20 protein-coding genes are annotated in these 22,345 nt (G+C 70.1%); 6 read left to right on the plus strand and 14 right to left on the minus strand.

Annotated elements, in window-relative coordinates; translation table 11 throughout:
• Positions 1–53: 53 nt before the first annotated feature.
• The 3 genes from ABFT43_RS12555 to rimP form a co-directional block, all read right to left on the minus strand.
• Positions 54–338: a YlxR family protein gene (locus ABFT43_RS12555; protein WP_347960734.1), complete on the minus strand. Its 285-nt coding sequence runs from the start codon at positions 336–338 to the stop codon at positions 54–56.
• 103 nt (positions 339–441) lie between these two features.
• Positions 442–1,452, minus strand: a complete 1,011-nt coding sequence (nusA, locus tag ABFT43_RS12560; protein WP_347960667.1) for a transcription termination factor NusA — start codon at positions 1,450–1,452, stop codon at positions 442–444.
• A 79-nt stretch (positions 1,453–1,531) separates the two neighbouring features.
• Positions 1,532–2,092 carry a ribosome maturation factor RimP gene (gene rimP, locus ABFT43_RS12565; RefSeq protein ID WP_347960668.1) on the minus strand — a complete coding sequence of 187 codons (561 nt, stop codon included), beginning with the start codon at positions 2,090–2,092 and terminating at the stop codon, positions 1,532–1,534.
• A gap of 134 nt (positions 2,093–2,226) precedes the next feature.
• On the opposite strand from rimP, the gene ABFT43_RS12570 reads away from it, so the two are divergent.
• Together ABFT43_RS12570 and ABFT43_RS12575 are read left to right on the plus strand one after the other, a co-directional pair.
• Entirely contained in the window at positions 2,227–2,739 is a 513-nt protein-coding gene (locus ABFT43_RS12570; RefSeq protein ID WP_347960669.1) for a hypothetical protein, read from the plus strand.
• A complete protein-coding gene (locus ABFT43_RS12575) occupies positions 2,736–3,212 on the plus strand; it encodes a ferritin-like domain-containing protein (RefSeq protein ID WP_347960670.1) in 477 nt (158 codons plus the stop codon). Before ABFT43_RS12570 ends, ABFT43_RS12575 begins: the two co-directional genes overlap by 4 nt.
• Before the next feature lie 18 nt (positions 3,213–3,230).
• Here the strand turns inward: ABFT43_RS12575 and ABFT43_RS12580 are convergent, their stop codons facing one another.
• Positions 3,231–4,961 carry a proline--tRNA ligase gene (locus tag ABFT43_RS12580; RefSeq protein WP_347960735.1) on the minus strand — a complete coding sequence of 577 codons (1,731 nt, stop codon included), beginning with the start codon at positions 4,959–4,961 and terminating at the stop codon, positions 3,231–3,233.
• Between ABFT43_RS12580 and yaaA the strand changes: the two genes are divergently transcribed.
• Positions 4,960–5,742, plus strand: coding sequence for a peroxide stress protein YaaA (yaaA, locus tag ABFT43_RS12585; RefSeq protein ID WP_347960671.1), 783 nt, complete (start codon positions 4,960–4,962; stop codon positions 5,740–5,742). The two genes, ABFT43_RS12580 and yaaA, sit on opposite strands and share 2 nt — an antisense overlap.
• A 168-nt stretch (positions 5,743–5,910) precedes the next feature.
• Here the strand turns inward: yaaA and ABFT43_RS12590 are convergent, their stop codons facing one another.
• The 4 genes from ABFT43_RS12590 to ABFT43_RS12605 all read right to left on the minus strand — a co-directional run bounded on the left by ABFT43_RS12590 (position 5,911) and on the right by ABFT43_RS12605 (position 10,077).
• Positions 5,911–7,410, minus strand: coding sequence for a DHA2 family efflux MFS transporter permease subunit (locus ABFT43_RS12590; protein WP_347960672.1), 1,500 nt, complete (start codon positions 7,408–7,410; stop codon positions 5,911–5,913).
• A 97-nt stretch (positions 7,411–7,507) separates the two neighbouring features.
• Positions 7,508–8,725, minus strand: coding sequence for a uroporphyrinogen-III C-methyltransferase (cobA, locus tag ABFT43_RS12595; protein ID WP_347960673.1), 1,218 nt, complete (start codon positions 8,723–8,725; stop codon positions 7,508–7,510).
• A gap of 57 nt (positions 8,726–8,782) precedes the next feature.
• Entirely contained in the window at positions 8,783–9,067 is a 285-nt protein-coding gene (locus ABFT43_RS12600) for a hypothetical protein (RefSeq protein WP_457590147.1), read from the minus strand.
• A 14-nt stretch (positions 9,068–9,081) separates the two neighbouring features.
• A complete protein-coding gene (locus ABFT43_RS12605) occupies positions 9,082–10,077 on the minus strand; it encodes an acyl-ACP desaturase (protein WP_347960675.1) in 996 nt (331 codons plus the stop codon).
• Positions 10,078–10,282: 205 nt separating this feature from the next.
• Between ABFT43_RS12605 and ABFT43_RS12610 the strand changes: the two genes are divergently transcribed.
• Positions 10,283–10,951: a response regulator transcription factor gene (locus ABFT43_RS12610; RefSeq protein WP_347960676.1), complete on the plus strand. Its 669-nt coding sequence runs from the start codon at positions 10,283–10,285 to the stop codon at positions 10,949–10,951.
• Between the two features lie 91 nt (positions 10,952–11,042).
• Here ABFT43_RS12610 and ABFT43_RS12615 read toward each other — a convergent pair whose 3' ends face one another.
• Genes ABFT43_RS12615 through mqo form a run of 6 tightly spaced genes read right to left on the minus strand, consistent with a single transcriptional unit; the run spans position 11,043 to position 18,804 of the window.
• Positions 11,043–12,710 carry a GAF domain-containing sensor histidine kinase gene (locus ABFT43_RS12615; RefSeq protein WP_347960677.1) on the minus strand — a complete coding sequence of 556 codons (1,668 nt, stop codon included), beginning with the start codon at positions 12,708–12,710 and terminating at the stop codon, positions 11,043–11,045.
• A gap of 10 nt (positions 12,711–12,720) precedes the next feature.
• Complete coding sequence (locus ABFT43_RS12620; protein ID WP_347960678.1) at positions 12,721–14,172, minus strand: cobyrinate a,c-diamide synthase; 1,452 nt, start codon at positions 14,170–14,172, stop codon at positions 12,721–12,723.
• A complete protein-coding gene (cobO, locus tag ABFT43_RS12625) occupies positions 14,166–14,783 on the minus strand; it encodes a cob(I)yrinic acid a,c-diamide adenosyltransferase (RefSeq protein WP_347960679.1) in 618 nt (205 codons plus the stop codon). Before cobO ends, ABFT43_RS12620 begins: the two co-directional genes overlap by 7 nt.
• Positions 14,784–14,807: 24 nt before the next feature.
• Entirely contained in the window at positions 14,808–16,760 is a 1,953-nt protein-coding gene (locus tag ABFT43_RS12630; RefSeq protein WP_347960680.1) for a VWA domain-containing protein, read from the minus strand.
• Positions 16,757–17,245 (minus strand): GNAT family N-acetyltransferase, encoded by a 489-nt coding sequence (locus ABFT43_RS12635; RefSeq protein ID WP_347960681.1) that lies wholly within the window; start codon positions 17,243–17,245, stop codon positions 16,757–16,759. Before ABFT43_RS12635 ends, ABFT43_RS12630 begins: the two co-directional genes overlap by 4 nt.
• A 32-nt stretch (positions 17,246–17,277) precedes the next feature.
• Complete coding sequence (mqo, locus tag ABFT43_RS12640; RefSeq protein ID WP_347960682.1) at positions 17,278–18,804, minus strand: malate dehydrogenase (quinone); 1,527 nt, start codon at positions 18,802–18,804, stop codon at positions 17,278–17,280.
• A gap of 144 nt (positions 18,805–18,948) precedes the next feature.
• Here mqo and ABFT43_RS12645 point away from each other — a divergent pair, with 144 nt between their 5' ends.
• Together ABFT43_RS12645 and mtr are read left to right on the plus strand one after the other, a co-directional pair.
• Positions 18,949–19,998: an alpha/beta hydrolase gene (locus ABFT43_RS12645; protein WP_347960683.1), complete on the plus strand. Its 1,050-nt coding sequence runs from the start codon at positions 18,949–18,951 to the stop codon at positions 19,996–19,998.
• Complete coding sequence (gene mtr / locus ABFT43_RS12650; RefSeq protein WP_347960684.1) at positions 19,995–21,404, plus strand: mycothione reductase; 1,410 nt, start codon at positions 19,995–19,997, stop codon at positions 21,402–21,404. The genes ABFT43_RS12645 and mtr overlap by 4 nt, the downstream gene beginning before the upstream one ends.
• Positions 21,405–22,345 lie beyond the last annotated feature (941 nt).

Here is a 22,345-nt window from a genome sequence, read left to right on the forward strand (position 1 = left end):
TATGTCCGGTACATGCTCATCGTGGGGACTTCACGGTGTGCTCATGTCTTCTGCTACCTGTTCCGGCTCCGAGGAGCCATTCCTGGGTGGGTGACCACGCCGAGCTGTTCGGCGAGGTCTTCCGGGTCCGCGGTCAGACCGGGGGTCCGGAGTGCCGCGGCGAAGGCCCTGCGTCGCGTCGCCGCGGAGATGCACTCCGCCCTCGCGTGCAACCAAGCGCCACGTCCCGGCATGGTCTTCGCTGTATCGACCACCACCATGGGGACGTCTCCACGCTGTTGCGCGACGACGCGAACCAACTCGCTGGTCTCTGCCCGTTGCCGACATCCGACACACATGCGCACAGGCCTGCGGTTGGACGCCGTGTTGGGGGCGGATCGCTGAACCATCGATCAGTCTAGCGCGGACGGGCCGTGGTCCCACAACCGGCTGTCACATGCGTCACGCGCCGGCGCCCTCCAACTCGGGTGCGGCGTCGGATCGGATGTCGATCCGCCAGCCGGTGAGGCGGGCCGCCAGTCGGGCGTTCTGCCCCTCCTTGCCGATGGCGAGCGAGAGCTGGTAGTCGGGGACGACGACCCGTGCGGCCTTCGCCGCCGCGTCGACCACGGTGACCGATACAACCTTCGCGGGCGACAATGCATTCCCGACGAACACGGCAGGGTCGGTGTCGTAGTCGATGATGTCGATCTTCTCGCCGGACAGTTCGCTCATGACGTTGCGCACGCGCTGCCCCATCGGGCCGATGCAGGCTCCCTTCGCGTTGAGGCCCGCGACACCGGTGTGCACCGCGATCTTGGAGCGGTGACCGGCCTCACGGGCGACCGCGACGATCTCGACCGAGCCGTCCTCGATCTCGGGGACCTCGAGCGAGAACAGCTTGCGCACGAGGTTCGGATGCGTCCGCGACAGGGTGATCTGCGGGCCGCGGGCTCCGCGGCTGACGCCGACGACGTAGCACTTGATGCGATCGCCGTGGTTGTAGACCTCGCCCGGGACCTGCTCGGCCGGGGGGATGATGCCCTCGGTGGCGTTGGCGTCGCTGCCGATCTGCACCACGACCATGCCGCGGGCGTTGGCGCGGGCGTCCTGCTGGACGACGCCACCGACGATCTCACCCTCGTGGGTGACCAGGTCGCCGAAGTTCTTCTCGTTCTCGGCGTCGCGCAAGCGCTGCAGGATCACCTGGCGTGCGGTGGTCGCGGCGATCCGGCCGAAGCCCTCGGGGGTGTCGTCCCACTCGTGGACGACCTCGCCGTTGGCGTCGAGCTCCTGCGCCATGACGCGCACGGCACCGGTCTTCCGGTTGACGTCGACGCGCGCATGGGGCGCGAACCCCTCGGTGTGGCGGTAGGCCGTCAGCAGTGCGGTCTCGATTGCGGTGATCACCGTCTCGATCGGGATGCCCTTGTCGGCCTCGATCATGCGCAGGGCGCCGATGTCGATGTTCATGCGGACGTACTCCTATTCACTTGTCCTGCTGTTCATTTGTGGTGTGCTTCATGTGTCCGTGTCGGGTGCGGGTACCGGGTCAGAGCCGCTTGCCGTCGCGCGAGCGCCGGCGGGCGATCTCGTCCTCGTCGAGTCCGCACAGTTCGAGTTCGCGCACGCTCGGCTGGGAGAAGTCGACCTGCACGACCGCCTTGACGACCTCGGCGAGGTCGACGGTCTCGACGGCGATCCGTCCCTTGTGGTTCGCCACGATCTCGACCTGCGACTCGCCCAGCCTGCCGATGCGTCCGGTGACGGTCCGCTTGGCGCCGTCGTCGCCGTCGGTCAGCCGGATCTCGACACGGCGTCCGAGGTTGCGGCGCCAGTGCCGGGGGTGGGTCAGCGGACGATCGACGCCGCGCGAGGTCACCTCGAGGACGTAGGGATCGTCGGACAGGTCGGGGATCGCGTCGAGGATCTCGGAGATCTTGTTGCTCAGCGCGGCGAGCACGTCGAGGTCGCTGCCGCCGTCGCGGTCGACGACGATGGTGAGCTCGTCGGTGCCGTCACGCCGGGTGACGGTGACGTCCTCCAGATCGAAACCCTGGTCCGCGACAAGCTTTTCGACGAGTTCGCTCACCTGCGGCGGGCTGATCGGCATGCCATCTCCCCTCGTCTTCAGTTGTCGGGCCGTGCCGGGTTCGCACGTCGTTGCCAGACACATCCTAGTGGATGCGTGGCGGTGTCCCGACCACCCCGCACGCCCCGACCGTCACACGCGGCGCAACTGGCATCATGAGTCGCGTGATCCGATTCGATCGTCGCACCGTGCTGCGGGGCGGGCTCGTCGCCGGCGCGGCGTTCGCCGGAGTGGGCGCGCTCGGCGTGACGGGCTGCAGCACCGGCCCCTCCGAAGAGACGCTGACCGCCGAGCGACTGGTACCGCTGGCCCGCGCCGCCCTGACCGACGAGAAGAGCGCGCGCGCCCTCGCGGCGACCGAGCCCACCTACTCCTCGGCGCTGCGCGTCGTCGCCGATCAGCGCGCCGAACACGCCCGCGCGCTGCGGGAGGAGATCATCCGCCTCGACCAGGAGGTCGCGGCCACGATCGACGACACACCGGCACCCGGGTCGCAGGCCGCGCCCGCGGAACCGGCAGCGCCGAGCCTGGTCGGTCTGCGGTCGGCGCTCGAACAGTCGGCGGGCGAGGCGCGCGACGTCGCGGTCTCGCTGAAGGGCTATCCGGCCGGACTGGTCGGCTCGGTCGCGGCGTCGGTCCGCTCGATGCGAGAGGTGCAACTGGCATGACGACACCCGTTCCCGCCCCGGACAGCGCGACCGGCGGCCCGTCCGGCGATCCGCTCGTCGCGGCCGCCGACGCCGAGAACGCCGCGATCTTCACCTACGGGGTCATCACCGCGTTCGTCGCCGCATCGCGCCGCCGCATGGTGAGCGACCTCGAGGCGCAGCACCGCGCCCGCCGGGACGAGATCGCCCACGCCATCACCGCCGCGGGCGGCACCCCGCCGGTCGCCGCGGCCGGTTACACGATGCCGATCGACGTGACCGGGCCGGAGTCGGCCGCACGCATCGCGCTGATCGCCGAGGAGGACTGTGCGACCGCCTACCGCGCGCTCCTGGAGCAGGCGGACGACGAGGCCGGCCGACGCATCGGCGTCGACGGGCTGTCGGAGTCGGCCGTGCGCGCGGCGGCCTGGCGTGTGGTGCTGAAGGAGTCCCCGGTCACGGTGGCGTTCCCGGGGTCCCCCGTCGCGGGCTGATCGAGCCCGCCCGCGACGTCAGGCGCGGGCCGCCTCGACGATCTTCTCCACCGCACCGTCGACGGCGACCTCGGTGGCCTCGCCGGTGAAGCGGTCACGGATCTCGATGGTGCCGTTGGCGTAGCCGCGGCCGACGACGACCACGGTCGGCATGCCGAGCAGCTCGGCATCCTTGAACTTCACACCCGGCGACGCCTTGCGGTCGTCGAGGAGCACCTCGAGTCCGGCCGCGTCGAGGTCGGCGGCGAGCTGTTCGGCGCCGGCGATCGCGGCCTCGTCCTTGTTGGCGATGACGAGGTGGACGTTGAACGGCGCCACCGTCTTCGGCCAGCGCAGGCCCTTGTCGTCGTGGGACTGCTCGGCGATGACCGCGACCAGGCGCGACACCCCGATGCCGTAGGAGCCCTGGGTCAGCCGCACCGGCTTGCCGTTCTCGCCGAGCACGTCGACCTCGAAGGCGTCGGTGTACTTCTGGCCCAGCTGGAAGATGTGGCCGATCTCGATGCCCTTGGCGCTCACCAGGACTCCCGCGCCGTCCGGCGACGGGTCGCCGTCGCGGACCTCGGCGGCCTCGATGGTGCCGTCCGGGGTGAAGTCGCGCCCGGCAACCAGGCCGAACCAGTGGCGGCCGGGCTCGTCGGCGCCGGTGACCCACGACGTGCCGTCGACCACCCGCGGATCGACGAGGTACCGGATTCCGTTGGCCTGCAGCGCCTTCGGGCCGATGTAACCCTTGACGAGGAACGGGTTGGCGGCGAAGTCCTCGTCGGTGAGCAGCTCCACCTCGGCGGGCGCGACCGACGCCTCGAGGCGCTTCATGTCGACCTCGCGGTCACCGGGGACGCCGACACCGATGATCTCCGGGTCCTTGCCGGGGGCGTGCAGCTTCACCATGACGTTCTTCAGGGTGTCGGCGGCGGTGTACTCGCCGTCGAGGTTCGCGTTGGCCCACTCGACCAGGCTCGCGATGGTCTCGGTCCCGGGGGTGTCATGGACGACCGCCTCGGGCAGGCCGTCGATCGGCAGCGGATCCGGCGCGCGGGTCACCACGGCCTCGACGTTGGCGGCGTAGCCCGACTCGAGGCAGCGCACGAAGGTGTCCTCACCCACCTCGGACTCGGCCAGGAACTCCTCGGAGGCGCTGCCCCCCATCGCGCCGGAGGTCGCCGACACGATGACGTACTTGATCTGCAGGCGCTCGAAGATCTTCTGGTACGCCTCGCGGTGGAGTTCGTAGGCCTTCTTCAGACCCGCGTCGTCGAGATCGAAGGAGTAGGCGTCCTTCATCACGAACTCGCGGCCGCGCAGGATGCCGGCGCGCGGCCGCTCCTCGTCGCGGTACTTGGTCTGGATCTGGTACAGGATGACCGGCATGTCCTTGTAGGACGAGTACTCGCCCTTGACCAGTTGCGCGAAGAGCTCCTCGTGGGTGGGGCCGAGCAGCATGTCGGCGCCCTTGCGGTCCTTGAGGCGGAACAGCGCGTCGCCGTACTCGGTCCAGCGGTTGGTGGCCTCGTAGGGATCGCGCGGCAACAGCGCGGGCAGGAGGATCTCCTGCGCCCCGATCGCGTTCATCTCCTCGCGGACGATGTCCTCGATGGCCTTGAGCACACGCAGACCCAGTGGCAGCCACGAGTAGATGCCCGGTGCGACGCGGCGGACGTAGCCCGCTCTCACCAGCAACTTGTGGCTCGGCACCTCGGCATCCGCCGGGTCGTCGCGCAGGGTCCGGAGAAACAGGGTCGACATGCGTGTGATCACGACGAACCAGCTTAGTTATGGTGTTCCGGTGCTCGTCATCCTGCCTCCCTCCGAGACCAAATCCGACGGCGGGAGCGGCGCTCCCCTCGACCTCGACACGCTGTCGTTCCCGGAGCTGAACCCGACGCGCAAGCGCATCGCCGAGGCGATCGTCGACCTCGCCTCCGACCTCGACGCGAGCCGGAAAGCGCTGGGGCTCGGCGCCACCCAGCTCGCCGAGGTGGACCGCAACGCGGACCTCTGGCTGTCCCCCACGCGGCCGGCCGTCGAGCGCTACACCGGCGTGCTCTACGACGCCCTCGAGTACTCCTCGCTCACCAAGGCGGGAAAGGCCAAGGCCGCCGAGCGCCTGGCGATCGGGTCCGCGCTGTTCGGCGTGGTGCGCGCGGCCGACCCGATCCCCGCCTACCGGTTGTCGGGCGGGTCGAAGCTGCCCGGGATGCCGACGCTGAAGTCGATCTGGAAGCCGGAGCTCTCCCCCGCCCTCGACGCCGTGGACGACTTCGTCGTCGACCTGCGGTCGGGCGTGTACCAGCAACTGGGACCGGTGCGCGGCGCGGTCACCGCGACCGTGATGACCGAGCAGCCCGACGGCTCCCGCAAGGTCGTCAGCCACTTCAACAAGCACTACAAGGGCCTGATGGCGCGCGAACTGGTGCTGACCCGCCGCAACGTCCGCGACGTCGAGGGCCTGGCCGCGGTGCTGTCGGACGCCGGCACCCGAGTCGAGATCGCAGCGCCCGACCAGATCGTCGTGCTGACGGACTGACCGCCCGCGTCTGAGCGACACCCCGACGCCCGCGTCGGAGCGACCACCCGACGCCCGCGTCTGAGCGACCACCCGACGCCCGCGTCGGAGCGACCACCCGACGCCCGCGTCAGACCGACTACTCGACGCCCGCGTCAGACCGACTACTCGACGCCCGCGTCGGACCGACTACTCGACGCCCGCGTCGGCTGCTTCCTGGGCGGCCTGTCCCTCGGCGACCTGTTCCGGCGTGAACCGCATGAACATCACCACGACGGCGGCGATGACGGCGATCCCGGCACAGGCGGCGAATGCCAGGCCGTAACCCTCGGCCTGCGCGGCGAGCTGGGTGGCGTTCATGGTCTCGACCGGTGCGGTGGTCCCGCCCTTCGACAGCGCCCGCGAGGTCACCATCGCACCGACCACCACCAGGCCGACGGCCCCGCCGAGGTTCTGCGCGACCTGGGCCAGCGCGGTCAGCGGGCCGATCTCGGTGGGCCCGACACCGGCGACGACGGACAGCGTCAATGGGATGACGGCGAAGCCCACGCCGAAGCCGATCACCACGACCGGCACGAAGATGCCGGGGAAGTACGACGGCGCGTCCGTGGCGATCGACGACGCGTACAGGCAGCCGGCCAGCAGGATCGCCCCGCCGATCAGGACCAGCCAGCGCGGCTGGATCATCAGCGCCAGCTTCGACGCGATCGCGGCGGCGATGCCGAGGCCGAAGGCGAACGGTACGACCGAGAGTCCACTCTGGATCGGGGTGTACTTGAGGATGCCCTGCAGGTAGAGCGAGATGAACACCGCCATGCACATCATGATCATGCTGGCGAACAGGATGGCAGTGAGCGCCGCGACGCGCGACGAGTTGTCGAACAGCGAGAACGGCAGGATCGGGTTGCGGGCGCGCCGCTCGATGACCACGAAGGCGATCAGGGCCGCGACGCCCAGCACGAAGGAACCGATCACCAGCGGCGAGACCCAGCCCTTGGGGCCCTCGTTGACGCCGAGCACGAGCAAGGTGCAGCCGAGCGTTCCGAGCACGGCTCCGGGCACGTCGAGCGGCAGACGGTCGCCCTGCGACTCGCGCAACGCGACGAGCGCCCCGATCACGACGACCAGGCCGATCGGCACGTTGATCAGGAACACCAGGCGCCACGACACCTCGGTGAGCACGCCGCCGAGGATGAGTCCGGCCACCGACCCCACACCGGTCATGGCGGCGTAGATGGCGAACGCCTGGCTGCGGGGTTTTCCGGGCGCGAACGTGGTCGCCACCAGCGCCATCGCGGTCGGCGCGGCCACCGCTGCGGATGCGCCCTGCAACGCACGGCCGATGATCAGGCTCGCCTCGTTCCATGCGAGGCCGCACAGCAGCGAGGTGAGGGTGAACATGGTGACGCCCACCATGAACATCCGCTTGCGCCCGAAGGCGTCGCCGAGCCGGCCGCCGAGCAGCATCAGGCCACCGAAGGCGAGGACGTAGCTGGAGATCACCCAGTTGGCACTGGACTCCGACAGGTCGAGGGCGTCCCGGATGCGCGGGAGGGCCAGGGCCGCGACGGTGCCGTCGAGCACCATGAGCAGCTGCATCCCGGACAAGACCAGGATCGGCAGTCCGAAGACGGGACGATACTCGGCGGTGTCCACAGCTCCAGCGTGCACGGATCCGGGAGTCGACATAACCGACGACGGTACCGGCCGGACTCACCGATATGCCAATCCCCGTTGGCTTGCTCCTCCCGGTTGGTCCGCTCGTTCTCGCGGCCCGCTCGGGTCGCTATTCGGCGGGGACCGCCCGCTCGGCCTCGGTGAACCCGGCGACCTGCCCGATGACCACGATGGCCGGCGGACGCAGCACCTCTGCCCGGGCGACCTCGGCGGCGTGCGCCAGGTCCGCGCGCAGCACCCGCTGCGTGGGCATCGAGCCGTTCTCGATCATCGCGACCGGGGTGTCGGCGGGGCGGCCGGCCTGCAGGAGGGCGTCGGCGAAGAGGTCGAGACGTTCGACGGCCATCATCAGCACCAGCGTGCCGCGCAGCCTGCCCAGCGCCGACCAGTCGATGAGCGAGTCGGGATGTCCGGGCGGGACGTGGCCGGACGCGATGACGACCTCGTGGGTCACGCCGCGATGCGTCACCGGGATGCCCGCCGAAGCAGGTGCGGCGATGGACGAGCTGATGCCGGGCACGACGGTGACCGGAACACCGGCGGCCACGCATGCCTGCAATTCCTCGAAGCCGCGGCCGTAGACGTAGGGGTCGCCGCCCTTGAGACGCACGACGAACCTGCCCTCCCTGGCCCTGGACACGAGGACGTCGTTGATGGCCTCCTGCTTCATCGCGCGGCCGTAGGGCACCTTCGCGGCGTCGATCACCTCGACCTGGGGGCCGAGTTCGGCGAGCAGTTCCGGCGGTGCGAGACGGTCGGCCACGACGACGTCGGCCTCGGCGAGCAGGCGCCGGCCGCGGACGGTGATGAGGTCGGGGTCGCCGGGACCGCCGCCGACGAGCGCGACGCCGGGCGCGTGGGGCGCGGCGTCGTCGACGGACAGCGAGCCCTCGGCGAGGGCCCGGCCGATCGCGGCGCGCAGGGCCGCGGACAGTTTGTGGTCACCGCCGGCGAGCACGCCGTACTGGATGTCGCGGTAGCGACCGGACGCGGGTGTGACCGCGGTCCCCTGCCGGGCGTCGTCGGCGCGGACACAGAACGTGTGGCGACGTTCCGCCTCGGCGACGACCGCGGCGTTGACCTCGGGGTCGTCGGTGCACGCCATCACGTACCAGGCACCCTCGAGGTCGCCGTCGACGTAGCGGCGCCTCGAGACGGTGATGCCCGTGAAGGACTCGACCGCGGGCGTGGGGTCGAGGGCGATGACGTGCACGTCGGCACCGGCCGCGACGAGGTTCGGCAGCCGGCGCTGTGCGACGGTCCCGCCGCCCACGACGACGACCTTGCGGCCCGCGAGGTCGAGACCCACGAGATAGTGACCTGACATGTGAGCAGACACTACCGGGCTCGGGACGGGCGTCTGCAGCTGTGCTCCGCCGCGGCCCTACAGCGGCAGCCGGCCGGTACGGCGGATGTGATCCCAGACATCGGCGGCCGGGATCCCGGCCCGGTGCGCGGATGCCTCGATCAGCGCGGCCAGCAGCCTGGAACTGCAGTAGGCGGCCTCGAGGGAGTCCTCGGCCTTGGTCCGGATCTCGTTCCACCACGTCGGATTACGGTCCGCGGCGGCCTCGGCCATCGCGATCGCGGTGGCGAACCCGCGATCGCATCCGCAGGTGTTCTGCGTGTCGATCCCCTCGGGTGATGACTCCGATTCGACGGCCCACATCGGCAGCACTGCGGTCACGCCCGCCCCCGCGCCCGGTCGCGCTCCAGTGCGCGTTCACGGGCGGCCTCGAACTTCTCGACCTTGACGTTCATGTCCTCGAGGTACTTCGCGAGGAGTTCGCGGTAGTGCTCGCCGAGCGGGCCGAAGTCGTCGCGCTCGAAGATCCGCCACTTGCGCAGCACCGGCATGACCACCTCGTTGAGGTGCTGCGGCAGGTCGTAGATGCCGCCCTTGGCGATCAGCACCGCGTTGCGACGGAAGTTCGGCATCGTCGCGCCGGGCATCTGGAAGTTGGACACGATCGTGTAGATCGCGGCCATCGTCTGGTCGGGCACGAGGTCGAGGGCCCCGGCGACGATGTTGCGGTAGAAGAGCATGTGCAGGTTCTCGTCGGCGGCGACGCGCTGCAGCAGGCGGTCGGCGATCGGGTCGCCGCACGCCTTGCCGGTGTTGCGGTGCGACACGCGGGTGGCGAGCTCCTGGAAGGAGACGTAGGCGACCGCGTACAGCATGTCGAAGCTGTGGTCGCGCTGGCCGTCGTCGTCGGGCAGCGGGTTGAACCCGGAGGTCATGTGCTGCATGCGGATGTTCTCGAGCTCGACCGGGTCGACCCCGCGGGTGACCACCAGGTAGTCGCGCATCACGATCGAGTGCCGGTTCTCCTCGGCGGTCCAGCGGCCCACCCAGAATCCCCAGGCGTCGTCGAGGGAGAAGTTCTCGGCGATGACCCGGTGGTACGAGGGCAGGTTGTCCTCGGTGAGCAGGTTGGTGATCATCGCCGCCTTGGCGACGTCGGAGAGCTGGGACTGCTCCGGCTCCCAGTCGACGCCGCCGAGCATCGCGAAGTTGCGCCCCTCGTCCCACGGGACGTAGTCGTGCGGATGCCACTCCTTGACCATCCGCATGTGCCGCTCCACCTCGGTCTCGCACACGGGTAGCAGTTCGCGCAGCAGGTCTGAGCCGGTCATCCCGTTGTCGCTCAGCTCGGGGGATCCGATGAGGGTGGTCACGTGTACTCCTGGTCCGAAGTTCGGGTGGATTCGGTGGAATTGGTCCGCCGCAATCACTGTGCGCCGCAGACCGCCCCCGGAGCGTGGGGAGAAAGTCCCACGTGCGATGGGACCCATGTCGCGAATCGTGTCGGGGCACCGCGCGAGCTGCGCAAACACCGCGTCGCGAGTTCTCAGCCGCCGCCCGGTCCGGTAGGTTCACACCATGGCTGACGACTCGACCCCCACCCCGGTTCGCGCCTATCTCGTCGACGACCACGAGCTGGTCCGGCGTGGTCTGCGCGATCTCCTCGGCACCGCCGGCGACATCGAGGTCGTCGGTGAGGCCGCCTCCGTCGGCGAGGCGCTCGTCGGCATCCTGGCGACGAAACCCGATGTGGCGGTGCTCGATGTCCGCCTGCCCGATGGCAACGGCGTGGAGCTGTGCCGTGATGTCCGGGCCGCCGAGCCGGACGTGAAGTGCCTGATGCTGACCAGCTACGCCGACGACGACGCGTTGCTGGCCGCGGTGCTCGCCGGCGCGAGCGGGTTCGTGCTCAAGCAGATCCTCGGCCACAATCTGGTCGCCGCCGTCCGCACCGTGGGTCGCGGCGGATCGCTGCTCGACGACCGGTCGACCGCCGCACTGCTGGCGAAGCTGCGCGACGGCAAGAAGGAGGAGAAGGATCCGCTCGCGGAGCTGACGCCCCAGGAGCGCGAGGTCTTCAACCTGATCGGCGAGGGCCTCACCAACCGGCAGATCGCCGAGCGGATGTTCTTGGCGGAGAAGACGATCAAGAACTACGTCTCCCGCATCCTGGGCAAGCTGGACATGCAGCGGCGCACCCAGGTCGCGGTGATGGCGACCAAGCTGCGCGAGGGCAAGGGCGACTGAGCCCCCGGGAGACAACCGCGACCGAGCCCCCGGAGACAACCGCGACCGAGCCCCCGGAGGCAACCGCGACCGGGCCCCGATCCGGCGCCCGTCAGCCGATCAGCGGCACCGACCACGTCAGCGTGGTGCCGCCCTCGCCGCGCAGGCCGCGCGGCCGCGTCACTATGCTGAACGTCCCGTCACACTCCTCGGCGCGGCGGGTCAGGTTCTCCAGTCCCCGGTAGGTGACGTCGGTCCCGATGCCGACGCCGTCGTCGGAGATCTCCACCGTCAGCACGTCGTCGGCGCGCACCGACACGGAGATGTGCTCGGCCTGCGCATGGCGCAGCGCGTTCGAGAGCCCTTCGCGCAGCACCGCGTCGATGTGCGGGCCGAGGGTGTCGGGGACCACCGTGTCGACGGGACCCTCGAAGTTCACGCTCGGCGAGATCGACGCGTGCCCGGACAGTTCGGAGACGATGTCGAGCACGCGACGGCGCAGGGTCGCGCCGTCGCTGGTGGTCGCGGTCTGCAGGTCGAAGATCGAGGTCCGGATCTGCGCGATGGTGCGGTCGAGGTCGGTCATGATCTGCTCGAGCCGGGTCTGCGCCGCTTCGCGGTCGGTGGTTCCGGCGAGCAGCGTCTGCACCGACATCCCGACCGCGAACAGCCGCTGGATGACGTGGTCGTGGAGGTCGCGCGCGATGCGGTGGCGGTCCTCGAGCACCTCGAGGTCGCGGGCGATCTGCTGCTGTTCGGCGTAGACCACTGCCAGCGAGGCGATCTCGGCGACGCCGGCGAGACCGGCGATCTCCTCCTCTTCCCAGTACGGGCGGTTGCGGTGGGTGATGATCATCCACCCGAAGGCGCCCGACGCGCGCTGCAGCGGTTGGACCGTCGTCCAGCGCGCGCCGCGCCGGACCAGCGACGGGGAGATCGATCCGGCGCGCTGCACGATCAGCGAGTTCGCCAGGGGTGCGGTGAAGGTGTCGATCTGCGGACGCTCGCCGGTGTGGCCGCGCAACTCGACCCGGCCGTCGAGTTCGGTGATCAGGAAGACGTCGACGGCCCCGACGAGATCGGCGACGTCGACACACATCCGGGACATGGTGTCCGACAGCGCGATCCCGGCCAGTGGCTCCGAACCCCGCCGAGCCAGCACCTGCATCCAGCGATGCCTGGTCCGTGCGCGCTCGAAGAGGCCGGCGTTGTCGATGGCGATGCCGGCGGCGACCGCGAGGACGGCGACGACGGTCTCGTCGACCTCGGAGAAGGTGTCCGCCGACTGCTTCTCGGTCAGGTAGATCGAACCGAAGACCTCGCCGCGCACCAGGATCGGCGCACCGAGGAAGGTGGTCATCGGCGGATGGTTCGGCGGGAACCCCACCGAGGTCGGGTGCGCGCCCAGATCGTGGATCCGGTGGATCCGCGGATCGTCGATGAGCAGGCCGAGCACGCCCCGGCCGACCGGGAGATGGCCCATCGTCGCGCGCTGGGCGTCGGTGATGCCGGTGTAGACGAACTCGCTCAGGCCGCCGTCGGGGCCGCGGACGCCGAGCGCGCCGTACTTCGCGTCGACCAGTCCACCGGCCACCTCGACGATGCGCTGCAGGGCGCGGTCGAGTTCGACGCCCTGCCCGACCACGAGAACCGCCTCGAGGAGTTCGCGCAGCAGGACGGGGTCGTCGGCGCCCTGTTCGGCGAGTGTGTCGAGGGCCTCGCGGAGTCGGCGTCCCGTTCTCGGGGAGCCCGCGTCGAGGAGTTTGTCGGCGGAGTGCACGACGCCGAGCCTACTCCCGGAGGGCCCGCGAGCCCTCCACCGAAGTGATACCCGTCCCGACCTTGCGGGCACGGGAGACGAAGCGATGCAAGGCCTCTGGAACGGCCGCCGGATGCAGGTGCAGGTACGACGCGTGGACCGCGTCGGTGGTGACCCCGTGGGTGGAGGGACGGCCCGCCGCATCGCGCCACGCCCACGCCGGCGTCGCGTCGGTGGAGGATGCGACGGTGCTGCGATGGAATTCGTGGCCGGTGACCCGCTCCCCCGCCCGGAACAGCACCGAGTCGGCCACCGCGACCGCATCCCGGTAGCCGAGCGTCAGGGTGGGGCCGAAGGCACCGGTGAGATCGAGGACCCCGCTCATCGGGTGTCCGTCGAGCTGCGCCGCCAGGTAGAGCATCCCGGCACACTCGGCGTGGACGGGGCGCCCGGCGGCGGCGTGGGCACGCAGATCGGCGCGCAGGCCGTCGTTGGCCGACAATTCCTCGGCGTGCTCTTCCGGGAAGCCGCCGCCGATCACCACGCCCGCGGTGCCCTCGGGCAGCCGGTCGGTGAGCGGGTCGAAGCGGACGACGTCGGCGCCCGCGGCGGCGAGCATCTCGGAGTGCTCGGCGTAGCCGAAGGTGAACGCCGTGCCGCCGGCCACCGCGATCAGCGGCCGGGCGCCGCCGGTTTCGACCGCGCCGACCGCGGCGACCGCCGACCACGGCTCGGCGTCGGGCACCCGGCGCTGCCGTGCGGCGGCGACGATCGCGGGCAGGTCGAGGGCCGCCCGGAGGTGCCCGGTCATCGCGTCGACCGCGGCGACCGCCTCGTCGCTGCGCTCGGCGGCGGGGATCAGTCCGAGGTGCCGGGACGGCACGGTCAGCGACGGATCGCGGCGCAGCACCCCGAGGACGGGCAGCCCGACGCGGTCGCATGCCTGCCGCAGCACGAGTTCGTGTCGGGGTGAGCCGACGCGGTTGAGGATGACGCCCGCGATGTGCACCGACGGATCGTAGGACAGGAATCCGTGCAGCACCGCGGCGAGCGACTGGCTGTGGCCGGAGCCGTCGACGACCAGCACGACGGGCGCGCCGAGGATCGTCGCGACGTGGGCGGTGGAGCCCAGCCCGAGCTGACCCGACCCGTTCGGTCCCGTCCCCTGACCCGCGTCGGTGATCCGGCCGTCGAACAGGCCCATGACGCCCTCGACGACGGCGATGTCCGCGCCGGCGACGCCGTGGGCGAAGAGCGGCGCGATGAGGTCCTCGCCGACCAGGTTGGGGTCGAGGTTGCGGCCGGGCCGGCCCGCGGCGACCGCGTGATAGCCGGGGTCGATGTAGTCGGGGCCGACCTTGAACGGGGCCACCCGGTGACCGGCGGCGCGCAGCGCGCCGATGAGGCCGGTCGTCACCGTCGTCTTCCCGCTGCCGGACGACGGCGCGGCGATGACGACGGCAGGCGTGGATCCGGTCACCACTCGATGCCCTTCTGCCCCTTGCGCCCGACATCCATTGGGTGGGCGATCTTGCGCATCTCGGTGACGAGGTCGGCGGCGTCGACGAGGGCCTGCGGCGCGCGGCGCCCGGTGATGACGACGTGCTGGCGTCCCGGCCGGCTGGTCAGGGTGTCGACGACCTCGGCGGTGTCGATCCATCCCCAGTCGAGCGGGTAGGTGAACTCGTCGAGCACGTAGAAGTCGTGTTCCTGCACCTCGAGACGGCGGGCGATCTCGGCCCACCCGGCCCGGGCTGCGGCCGCGTGGTCGTCGGCGTGGTCGGTGTTGGCGCGCAACCACGACCAGCCCTGCCCCATCTTGTGCCACTCGACCGGGCCTCCGGCGCCGGTGTCGGCGTGGAGCCTCCCGAGTGCGAGCAGGGCCGACTCCTCCCCGACCTTCCACTTGGCGCTCTTCACGAACTGGAACACCGCGACCCGCAGGCCCGCGTTCCACGCCCGCATGGCCATGCCGAACGCGGCGGTGGACTTGCCCTTGCCGTCGCCGGTGTGGATGGCCAGCACCGGCAGGTTGCGACGCTGCCGCGTGGTCAGGCCGTCGTCGGGAATCGAGGCGGGAACCCCCTGGGGCACTTCACGTCTCCTTGTGTCGAGGGATCAGGCCGCACCGCGGGTGAGGGCGCCGGCGGTGAGGTCGTCCATGGTCAGCAGGTCGGCGCCGAGGTGTCCGGCGAGCTCGGCGGCCAGACCGAGGCGCACCATCCCCTGTTCGCAGTCGACGACCACCGACTCGATACCGCGCCGGCGGATCGACGCGGCCGCGGCCCGGGCGCGGGCCGGCGCGTCGCGGCCGGACGTGGCACGACCGTCGGTGAGCACCACCATCAGCGGTCGCCGTTGCGGTTCGGCGCGCAACCGGCGTTCGATGACGTCGCCCGCGAGCAGGAGCCCCTCGGCGAGCGGTGTGCGCCCGCCGGTGCGGATCTCGGCGAGGCGCCGGACCGCGATGTCGACGGACTTGGTGGGCGGCACGGCCAGGGTCGCGGTGCCGCCGCGGGCGACGACCACCGCGACGCGGTCGCGGCGGGTGTAGGAGTCGCGCAACATCTCCACGCAGAGATCGGCGACGGCGGTGAGGCGGCGCCGCGCGGTCATCGACCCGCTGAGGTCGACGACGAACACGACGAGATTGGATTCCTGGCCGATGCGTTGCGCGGCACGAAGATCGGCGGGACCGACCCGGACCGGCGATCGTCGTTCCGGTCCGTCGGCCGGTACGCCGCCATCTCCTGCGGCGCCCGTCCGGGCCGCGGCGGCGAGCACGGTCGCGAACAGGTGTACGGGACGACCCGGCTCGAAGTCGACCGCGCGGGTGGTGAGCCCGCGGCGGCTGCGCGCCTTCGAGCGGCGGCCGGGATCGCCGTCGCCGACCCCGGCCAGCGTCAGCGTCCGCATGCGCCGCGCCGTCGCCCGGGGCGCGGCGCCGAAGGCGGGCCCGGTCGGCCGGGGATCACCTCGGTCGGACGGATCCTGTTCCGGTGTCGTGGTTTCCGAGTGCGACGACATCGGCGACCCGGGCGGACCGGAGTCCTCCCCGGCGTCGTGCCCGCCCTCGGGCGGCGTGGGGTCGTCGTCGGGTTCCGGCGAGTCCGGCCCGGCGGCGTCCCGGCCGGCGTCCATCGCGTCGTCGAGTTGCTCCTGCGAGAGCCCGGACTCGTCGAAGGGATTGCGGCGCCGGCGGTGCGGCAGGGCGAGGGCCACCGCGGCGCGGACGTCCGCCTCGGCGACGACGGTGGCGCCCCGCCACGCGGCGTGCGCGGCGGCGGTGCGGGCGACGACGATGTCGCCGCGCATCCCGTCGACGTCGAGATGCGCGCAGACCCCGGCGATCCGGCGCAGTTCCCGCGTCGGCAACCCGACCTCGCCGACGACGTTCCGCGCATCCCGGATACGTTGTGCGAGTTCGCGTTCCGCATCGACATAGGCTGCGGCGAAACCGGCCGGGTCGGCGTCGAAGGCCATCCGGCGGCGGATCACCTCGACCCGCTCGTCGAGGTCCTTGGCCGCGGCGACGTCGACGGCGAGCCCGAAGCGGTCGAGCAGCTGCGGCCGCAGCTCCCCCTCCTCCGGGTTCATCGTGCCGACCAGCACGAACTCGGCAGCCTGCGTATGGGATACGCCGTCTCGTTCGATGGTGACGCGGCCGCCGGCGGCGGCGTCGAGCAGCACGTCGACGAGATGGTCGGCCAAGAGGTTCACCTCGTCGATGTAGAGCACGCCGTGATGTGCCTGCGCAAGGAGCCCCGGCGTGAACTCGGCGCGGCCGTCGCGCAGCACCGAGGTGAGGTCGAGCGACCCGATGACCCTGTCCTCGGTCGCGCCGATCGGCAGTTCCACCACCCGGCCCGAGGAGTCGTCGGAGCCGTCCTCGCCGGCGATGAGCGGGCCGAGGCCGCGCACGATCGTCGACTTGGCGGTCCCCTTCTCACCGCGGATGAGCACTCCCCCGATGCCCGGTGAGATCGCGGACAGGATGAGGGCGAGCTTGAGCTGCTCCTGTCCGACGACCGCGCTGAACGGGTACCGGACGTGATCGGGCGAGCCGGTCATCTCGCTCCTGCGCTGCTCTGGCCGATGCGGAGCATCGACACATGGGGGATGCCGTCCTCGAGATATTCCTCGCCTTCGGCGACGAACCCGAACTTGCCGTACATCTCGGTGAGGTAGGCCTGCGCCTCGATCCGGCACGGCCGATCGCCGACCTCGTCCAGTGCGGTGGTCATCAGTTTCGCGAGCAGCCCGCGGCCGCGATGTGCGCGGTCGGTGCACGCCCGGCCGATCCGGTACACCAGGCCGCCGTCGGCCGCCGGGGCCGGTTCCTCCAGCAGGCGCAGCGTCGACACCACCGGGCCGTGCGGGTCGTCGTCCTCGGTGATCCAGAACTGACGGGTCGTCGGCTCCAGGTCACGACCGTCGAGCTCGGGGTACGGGCAGGCCTGCTCGACGACGAACACGTCGACCCGTAACCGGAGGATGCGGTACAGGGTCGACGCGTCGATGTCTCCCGCGGGGCTGCGGTGCACAACAGAGGTCATGTGTCGTGGTTAGCACATGACCGCTGCCGGGATCATCCCGCGGTGGCCGGAGCCAGGGTCTCGGGTGCGGTGGTCGTGGTGTCGCGGCCGGTCAGCTTCAGCGACTTGTTGGTCCAGTCCCACACCCGGCGGTACAGCTCGCGGTCGTCGCTGAGCTTCTTGCCGAACGACGGGATGATCTCCGCGAGCTTCGACGACCAGCCGGCGTACTCGGACGGGAAGCACTTCTCGAGGACCGACAGCATCGCCGGCACGGCGGTAGACGCGCCCGGGGACGCGCCGAGCAGGCCCGAGATGGTGCCGTCGGCCGCGGCGACGACCGCGGTGCCGAACTCGAGCTTGCCGCCGACACCGGTCTTGCGGATGACCTGCACACGCTGTCCGGCGGTGATGAGCTCCCAGTCGCCGCCGGTGGCGCGCGGCACGAACTCCGAGAGGGTCTTGACGCGATCGGCCGGCGAGGCGGCGAGCTCGCTGATCAGGTACTTCAGCAGGCCGAACTCCTGCGGTGCGATCGAGAGCATGGGCAGCAGGTTGCCCGGCTTGATCGACGCAGGCAGGTCGGTGATCTTGCCGGTCTTGAGGAACTTGGGCGACCAGCCGGCGTACGGGCCGAACAGCAGGCCCTTGTTGTGGTTGATCACGCGGGTGTCGAGGTGCGGCACCGACATGGGCGGCGCGCCGACTGCGGCCTGGCCGTAGACCTTGGCCGAGTGACGGTCGATGAGGTCGGGGTTGGTGCATCGGAAGAACTCACCCGACACCGGGAAGCCGCCGAAGCCCTTCGCCTCCTTGATGCCCGACTTCTGCAGCAGGTGCAGCGCACCGCCGCCGGCGCCGACGAACACGAACTTCGCGTGGACCCGGCGCCTCTCACCCGTGCGGTTGTTGCGCACCTTGACGATCCAGCTGCCGTCGGACTGCTTGGACAGGTTGGTCACCGAGTGACCGAAGTAGATGTCGGCGCCCGCGGACACGTAGTTGAGCAACTGCTGGGTGAGGGCGCCGAAGTCGACGTCGGTGCCCTGGTCGAACCAGTTGAGGGCGACCGGGTCGGTGAAGTCTCGTCCGTCGGACATCAGCGGGAGACGCTTGGCGAACTCAGCGGGGTCGTCGATGAACTCCATGCCCTCGAACAGGGTCTGCGGAGCCAGCTTGTCGTAGCGTTTGCGCAGGTACTTCACGCCTTCTTCGCCGTGGACGAAGGACACGTGCGGGATCGGGTTGATGAACTCGGTGGGATCGCCGAGGATGCCGTTGTCGACGGCATGGGCCCAGAACTGCCGCGACACCTGGAACTGCTCGTTGATGTTGAGCGCCTTGGTGATGTCGACGTCGCCGTCGGGGGTCTTCGGGGTGTAGTTCAGCTCACACAGCGCCGAGTGGCCGGTGCCCGCGTTGTTCCACGGGTCGGAACTCTCCGCGGCCGCCGCGTCCAGCTGCTCGAACAGGCTGATCGACCAATCGGGCTGGAGCTGACGGAGCAGCGCCCCCAGGGTCGCGCTCATGATGCCCGCACCCACCAACGCCACGTCGGTCTTGATCACCGTTTTCGACACCTGGACTCCACTTCAAAGCTGATCAACGATCTCTTCATCGGCCATTGTCCAGCATGGCACGTCCGGTCACAGAATCGCCCTGGTCAAGGTGTGGGCTCGGTGACACTCCGGGCGGCCGGAGGCACGGTCACTAAGCTGGCACGCGTGACCGAAGCCGCAGGTACCGAGTGGGAGCCCGACCGGCTCCTGGACCGCTATCAGACCCGCACGATCCCGCTGCGTGACGACCCCGACGGGGAGTCCCCGATCACCGCAACCCTGATCCGACGTGCCGGCGCGCCGCGGCGCACCGGGGCCGGCGCGGCCGCCGTGCTCTACGTGCACGGGTTCACCGACTACTTCTTCCACGACCCGCTCGCCGAGTTCTTCACCGAACGCGGGTTCGCGTTCTATGCGATCGACCTGCGCAGATGCGGCCGGTCGCGGGCCGACCACCACACCCCGCACTTCACCACCGACCTCGCGGTCTACGACGAGGAGCTCGGCATCGCGCTCGACGTCATCGCCGAGGAGCTCGGCGATGACGTGCGGGTGATCGTGGCCGGCCACTCCACCGGCGGCCTGATCACCGCGCTGTGGCTGGATCGACTACGCGAGCACAACCCGGCCCGGCACCGGTTCGTCGAGGGTCTGCTGCTCAATTCGCCGTGGTTCGACCTGCAGGGCGACGCGGTGCTGCGTACCTTCCCGGTGACGATGTTCCTCAAGGCCGTCGCCGCGGTGTCACCCAGGCGCGTCATTCCGCAGGAGCTGTCCTCGGCGTACGGCGAGAGCCTGCACGCAGCCGCGAACGGCGAGTGGACCTATGACCTCGCGCTGAAGCCGATCGGCGGGTTCCCGGTCACGTTCGGCTTCCTCGACGCGGTGCGTTCCGCGCAGCGCCGCCTGCACCGCGGCATCGACGTCGGGGTCCCCTCGCTCGTGTTGCGCTCGGACAAGACGCATTTCGCGAAGACGTACTCGGCGTCGACGGACCGCGCCGACGCGGTACTCGACGTCACCCACATCGCCCGCTGGAGCGGATGTCTCGGTGGCCGGGTCAGCGTCGTGCCCATCCCCGACGCGCGCCACGACGTGTTCCTCTCGGTACTGCCCGCCCGCGAGCGCGCCTATGCCGAGGTCGACGCCTGGCTGACGCAGGTCGCCGGCAGCTCCGTCTCCCCCACCACGACCAGAGAAGAGAACGCCCTATGACCGCCACACAGGTCGTCGACCTGGCCATCATCGGCTCCGGAAGCGGCAACTCCATCCCCGACGAGCGGTTCGCCGACACCTCGATCGCCATCTTCGAGGAAGGCGTCTACGGCGGCACCTGCCTGAACGTCGGGTGCATCCCCACCAAGATGTTCGTCTACGCCGCGGAGGTCGCCGAGATCGCCACGCACGGCGCACGCCTCGGGGTGCACGCCAAGGTCGACTCGGTGGACTGGCCGGGCATCGTCGAGCGGGTGTTCGGCCGTATCGACCCGATCTCGCAGGGCGGCAAGGAATATCGCGTCGATCGCTGCGACAACATCACGGTCCACGACTCGCACGTCGAGTTCGACGGCACCGACGACGAGGGCCGCTACCGACTCGTGACCGCGGACGGCGCAACGGTTCTCGCGCGCGAGGTGGTGCTGGCTGCCGGTTCGCGGGCGATCATCCCGCCGGTGATCGCCGAGTCCGGCGTCCGCTACTACACCAACAACGACGTGATGCGCCTCCCGGAACTGCCAGAACGCCTCGCGATCGTCGGAAGCGGTTACATCGCAGCCGAGTTCGCACACGTGTTCGGGGCGCTCGGCGCGCAGGTGTCCGTCATCGCGCGCGGCCCGGCGCTGCTGCGCAAGCAGGACGCCGACATCTCCAACCGGTTCACCGAGATCGCCCGCGACAAGTGGGACGTCCATCTGAACACGGGCATCGAGACCGCGGAGACCCTCCCCGACGGCGGGGTCCGCCTGCACCTGACCGGGCCGGACGGCGCGAGGACGCCGCTCGACGCGGACGTGCTGCTGGTCGCGACCGGCCGCAAGCCCAACGGCGACCGGCTCAACCTGTCGTCGGTGGGCATCGAACTCGACGACGAGGGGCGCGTGGTGTGCGACGAGCACGGCCGGACCGCGGCGCGCGGCGTGTGGACGCTCGGCGACGTCAGCTCGCCGTACCAGCTCAAGCACGTCGCCAACCACGAGGAGCGCGTCGTCCAGGCGAATCTGCTGAAGGGCTGGGACGCGGAGGATCTCGCGTCCTTCGACCACCGGTTCGTGCCCGCGGCGGTGTTCACCCATCCGCAGATCGCGTCGGTCGGCATGACCGAGGACGAGGCACGCGAGGCCGGACACGACATCACGGTCAAGGTGCAGGCGTACGGCGACGTCGCCTATGGCTGGGCGATGGAGGACACCACCGGGTTCTGCAAGCTCATCGCCGAACGCGGCACCGGCAGGATTCTCGGCGCGCACATCCTGGGACCGCAGGCGCCCACCGTGATCCAGCCGGTCATCCAGGCGATGTCCTTCGGCCAGACCGCACTCGAGGTCGCCCGCGGCCAGTACTGGATCCACCCGGCGATGCCGGAGGTCCTCGAGAACGCGCTGCTGGGACTGGAGATCTAGTCCCGGCAGCCATCATGCTCACGGCAACCGATGCGAATGTTGCGAGACCGCGCCACCATCCAGCTGGTTCGTACATACATTCGCCTGCACGTGATGCTGTCGATGGATGGGATGAGTGAGCGTCGAGAGCCTCTCACGCACCCCATCCGTACCTTGAGCGAATGATTCCGGCGGTAGGCGAGGTCAGCCACCCACCGCTGATCCGGTGCACACGCACCCACCGGCATCCCCGAAGCCGGGCAGACGCCGATCGTGCCCATCCCCGGTGATGGGGAGCGGTCTGCGACAAGACAACCAACACCGTCGACTCCCCCGCCATCATCCGCTGCAGGCGGACCGACCTTGGCCACACGACCAGAAGCGCAACGACCACCCGCCTCAAACCCGGCCCGGCCCTGACCGACCGGAGTGGTTTCTGCGGGCGGATCGGCGTTCACTGTGCACGAACTCCGCTAGGGGATGCCCTTGAAGGAAAGCTGCTCTCGCCCCCGGACGGGACTCGACTGTGGAGCCCGAACCTCAGAAGCTGCCCCGAAGGACAGCACAAATCGAACACCCTTACCGGGACCTTCTGCTACAGCGACCACGACTACGTCATCCGCAATGTTCAGCACATCGAAATCGCTCTCGGTTCAGATCCGGTCGCGCACGCCCAGTGTGGCGTGGAGACCACGCGCAGCAGTGAACTCACAGCTGGTGCAGAGACGACGATAGGACGCTCCGTCGATGGCGGAGCTGACATCAACGTCGGAAGTGTGGGCTCCATCAGCAGGAGTATTCCGGACTCATTCGAAAGCACGACCGGCACAGAGGAGTCGACGGGGATCGAATCGAAGGCCCCGACGATGGACCCGGCGCAATGCCCGCCGGGCCGAAAGATGATCGCGCGACAGTACTACGAGATCTACAGCTTTGACCTTGATGTCGTCGACACCCGCAGC

Origin of the sequence: Gordonia aurantiaca (assembly GCF_039939235.1) — a bacterium.
Taxonomy (GTDB): domain Bacteria; phylum Actinomycetota; class Actinomycetes; order Mycobacteriales; family Mycobacteriaceae; genus Gordonia.

Excerpts from the sequence above, each read along its gene's own strand:
- ABFT43_RS12600 (WP_457590147.1), bottom strand. The coding sequence starts at position 9,067 with ATGTGGGCCGTCGAATCGGAGTCATCACCCGAGGGGATCGACACGCAG.
- yaaA (WP_347960671.1), top strand. The coding sequence starts at position 4,960 with ATGCGTGTGATCACGACGAACCAGCTTAGTTATGGTGTTCCGGTGCTC.
- ABFT43_RS12590 (WP_347960672.1), bottom strand. The coding sequence starts at position 7,410 with ATGTCGACTCCCGGATCCGTGCACGCTGGAGCTGTGGACACCGCCGAG.
- ABFT43_RS12580 (WP_347960735.1), bottom strand. The coding sequence starts at position 4,961 with ATGTCGACCCTGTTTCTCCGGACCCTGCGCGACGACCCGGCGGATGCC.
- nusA (WP_347960667.1), bottom strand. The coding sequence starts at position 1,452 with ATGAACATCGACATCGGCGCCCTGCGCATGATCGAGGCCGACAAGGGC.
- rimP (WP_347960668.1), bottom strand. The coding sequence starts at position 2,092 with ATGCCGATCAGCCCGCCGCAGGTGAGCGAACTCGTCGAAAAGCTTGTC.
- cobA (WP_347960673.1), bottom strand. The coding sequence starts at position 8,725 with ATGTCAGGTCACTATCTCGTGGGTCTCGACCTCGCGGGCCGCAAGGTC.
- ABFT43_RS12630 (WP_347960680.1), bottom strand. The coding sequence starts at position 16,760 with ATGACCGGCTCGCCCGATCACGTCCGGTACCCGTTCAGCGCGGTCGTC.
- ABFT43_RS12635 (WP_347960681.1), bottom strand. The coding sequence starts at position 17,245 with ATGACCTCTGTTGTGCACCGCAGCCCCGCGGGAGACATCGACGCGTCG.
- mtr (WP_347960684.1), top strand. The coding sequence starts at position 19,995 with ATGACCGCCACACAGGTCGTCGACCTGGCCATCATCGGCTCCGGAAGC.
- ABFT43_RS12610 (WP_347960676.1), top strand. The coding sequence starts at position 10,283 with ATGGCTGACGACTCGACCCCCACCCCGGTTCGCGCCTATCTCGTCGAC.
- ABFT43_RS12570 (WP_347960669.1), top strand. The coding sequence starts at position 2,227 with ATGAGTCGCGTGATCCGATTCGATCGTCGCACCGTGCTGCGGGGCGGG.
- ABFT43_RS12555 (WP_347960734.1), bottom strand. The coding sequence starts at position 338 with ATGTGTGTCGGATGTCGGCAACGGGCAGAGACCAGCGAGTTGGTTCGC.
- ABFT43_RS12575 (WP_347960670.1), top strand. The coding sequence starts at position 2,736 with ATGACGACACCCGTTCCCGCCCCGGACAGCGCGACCGGCGGCCCGTCC.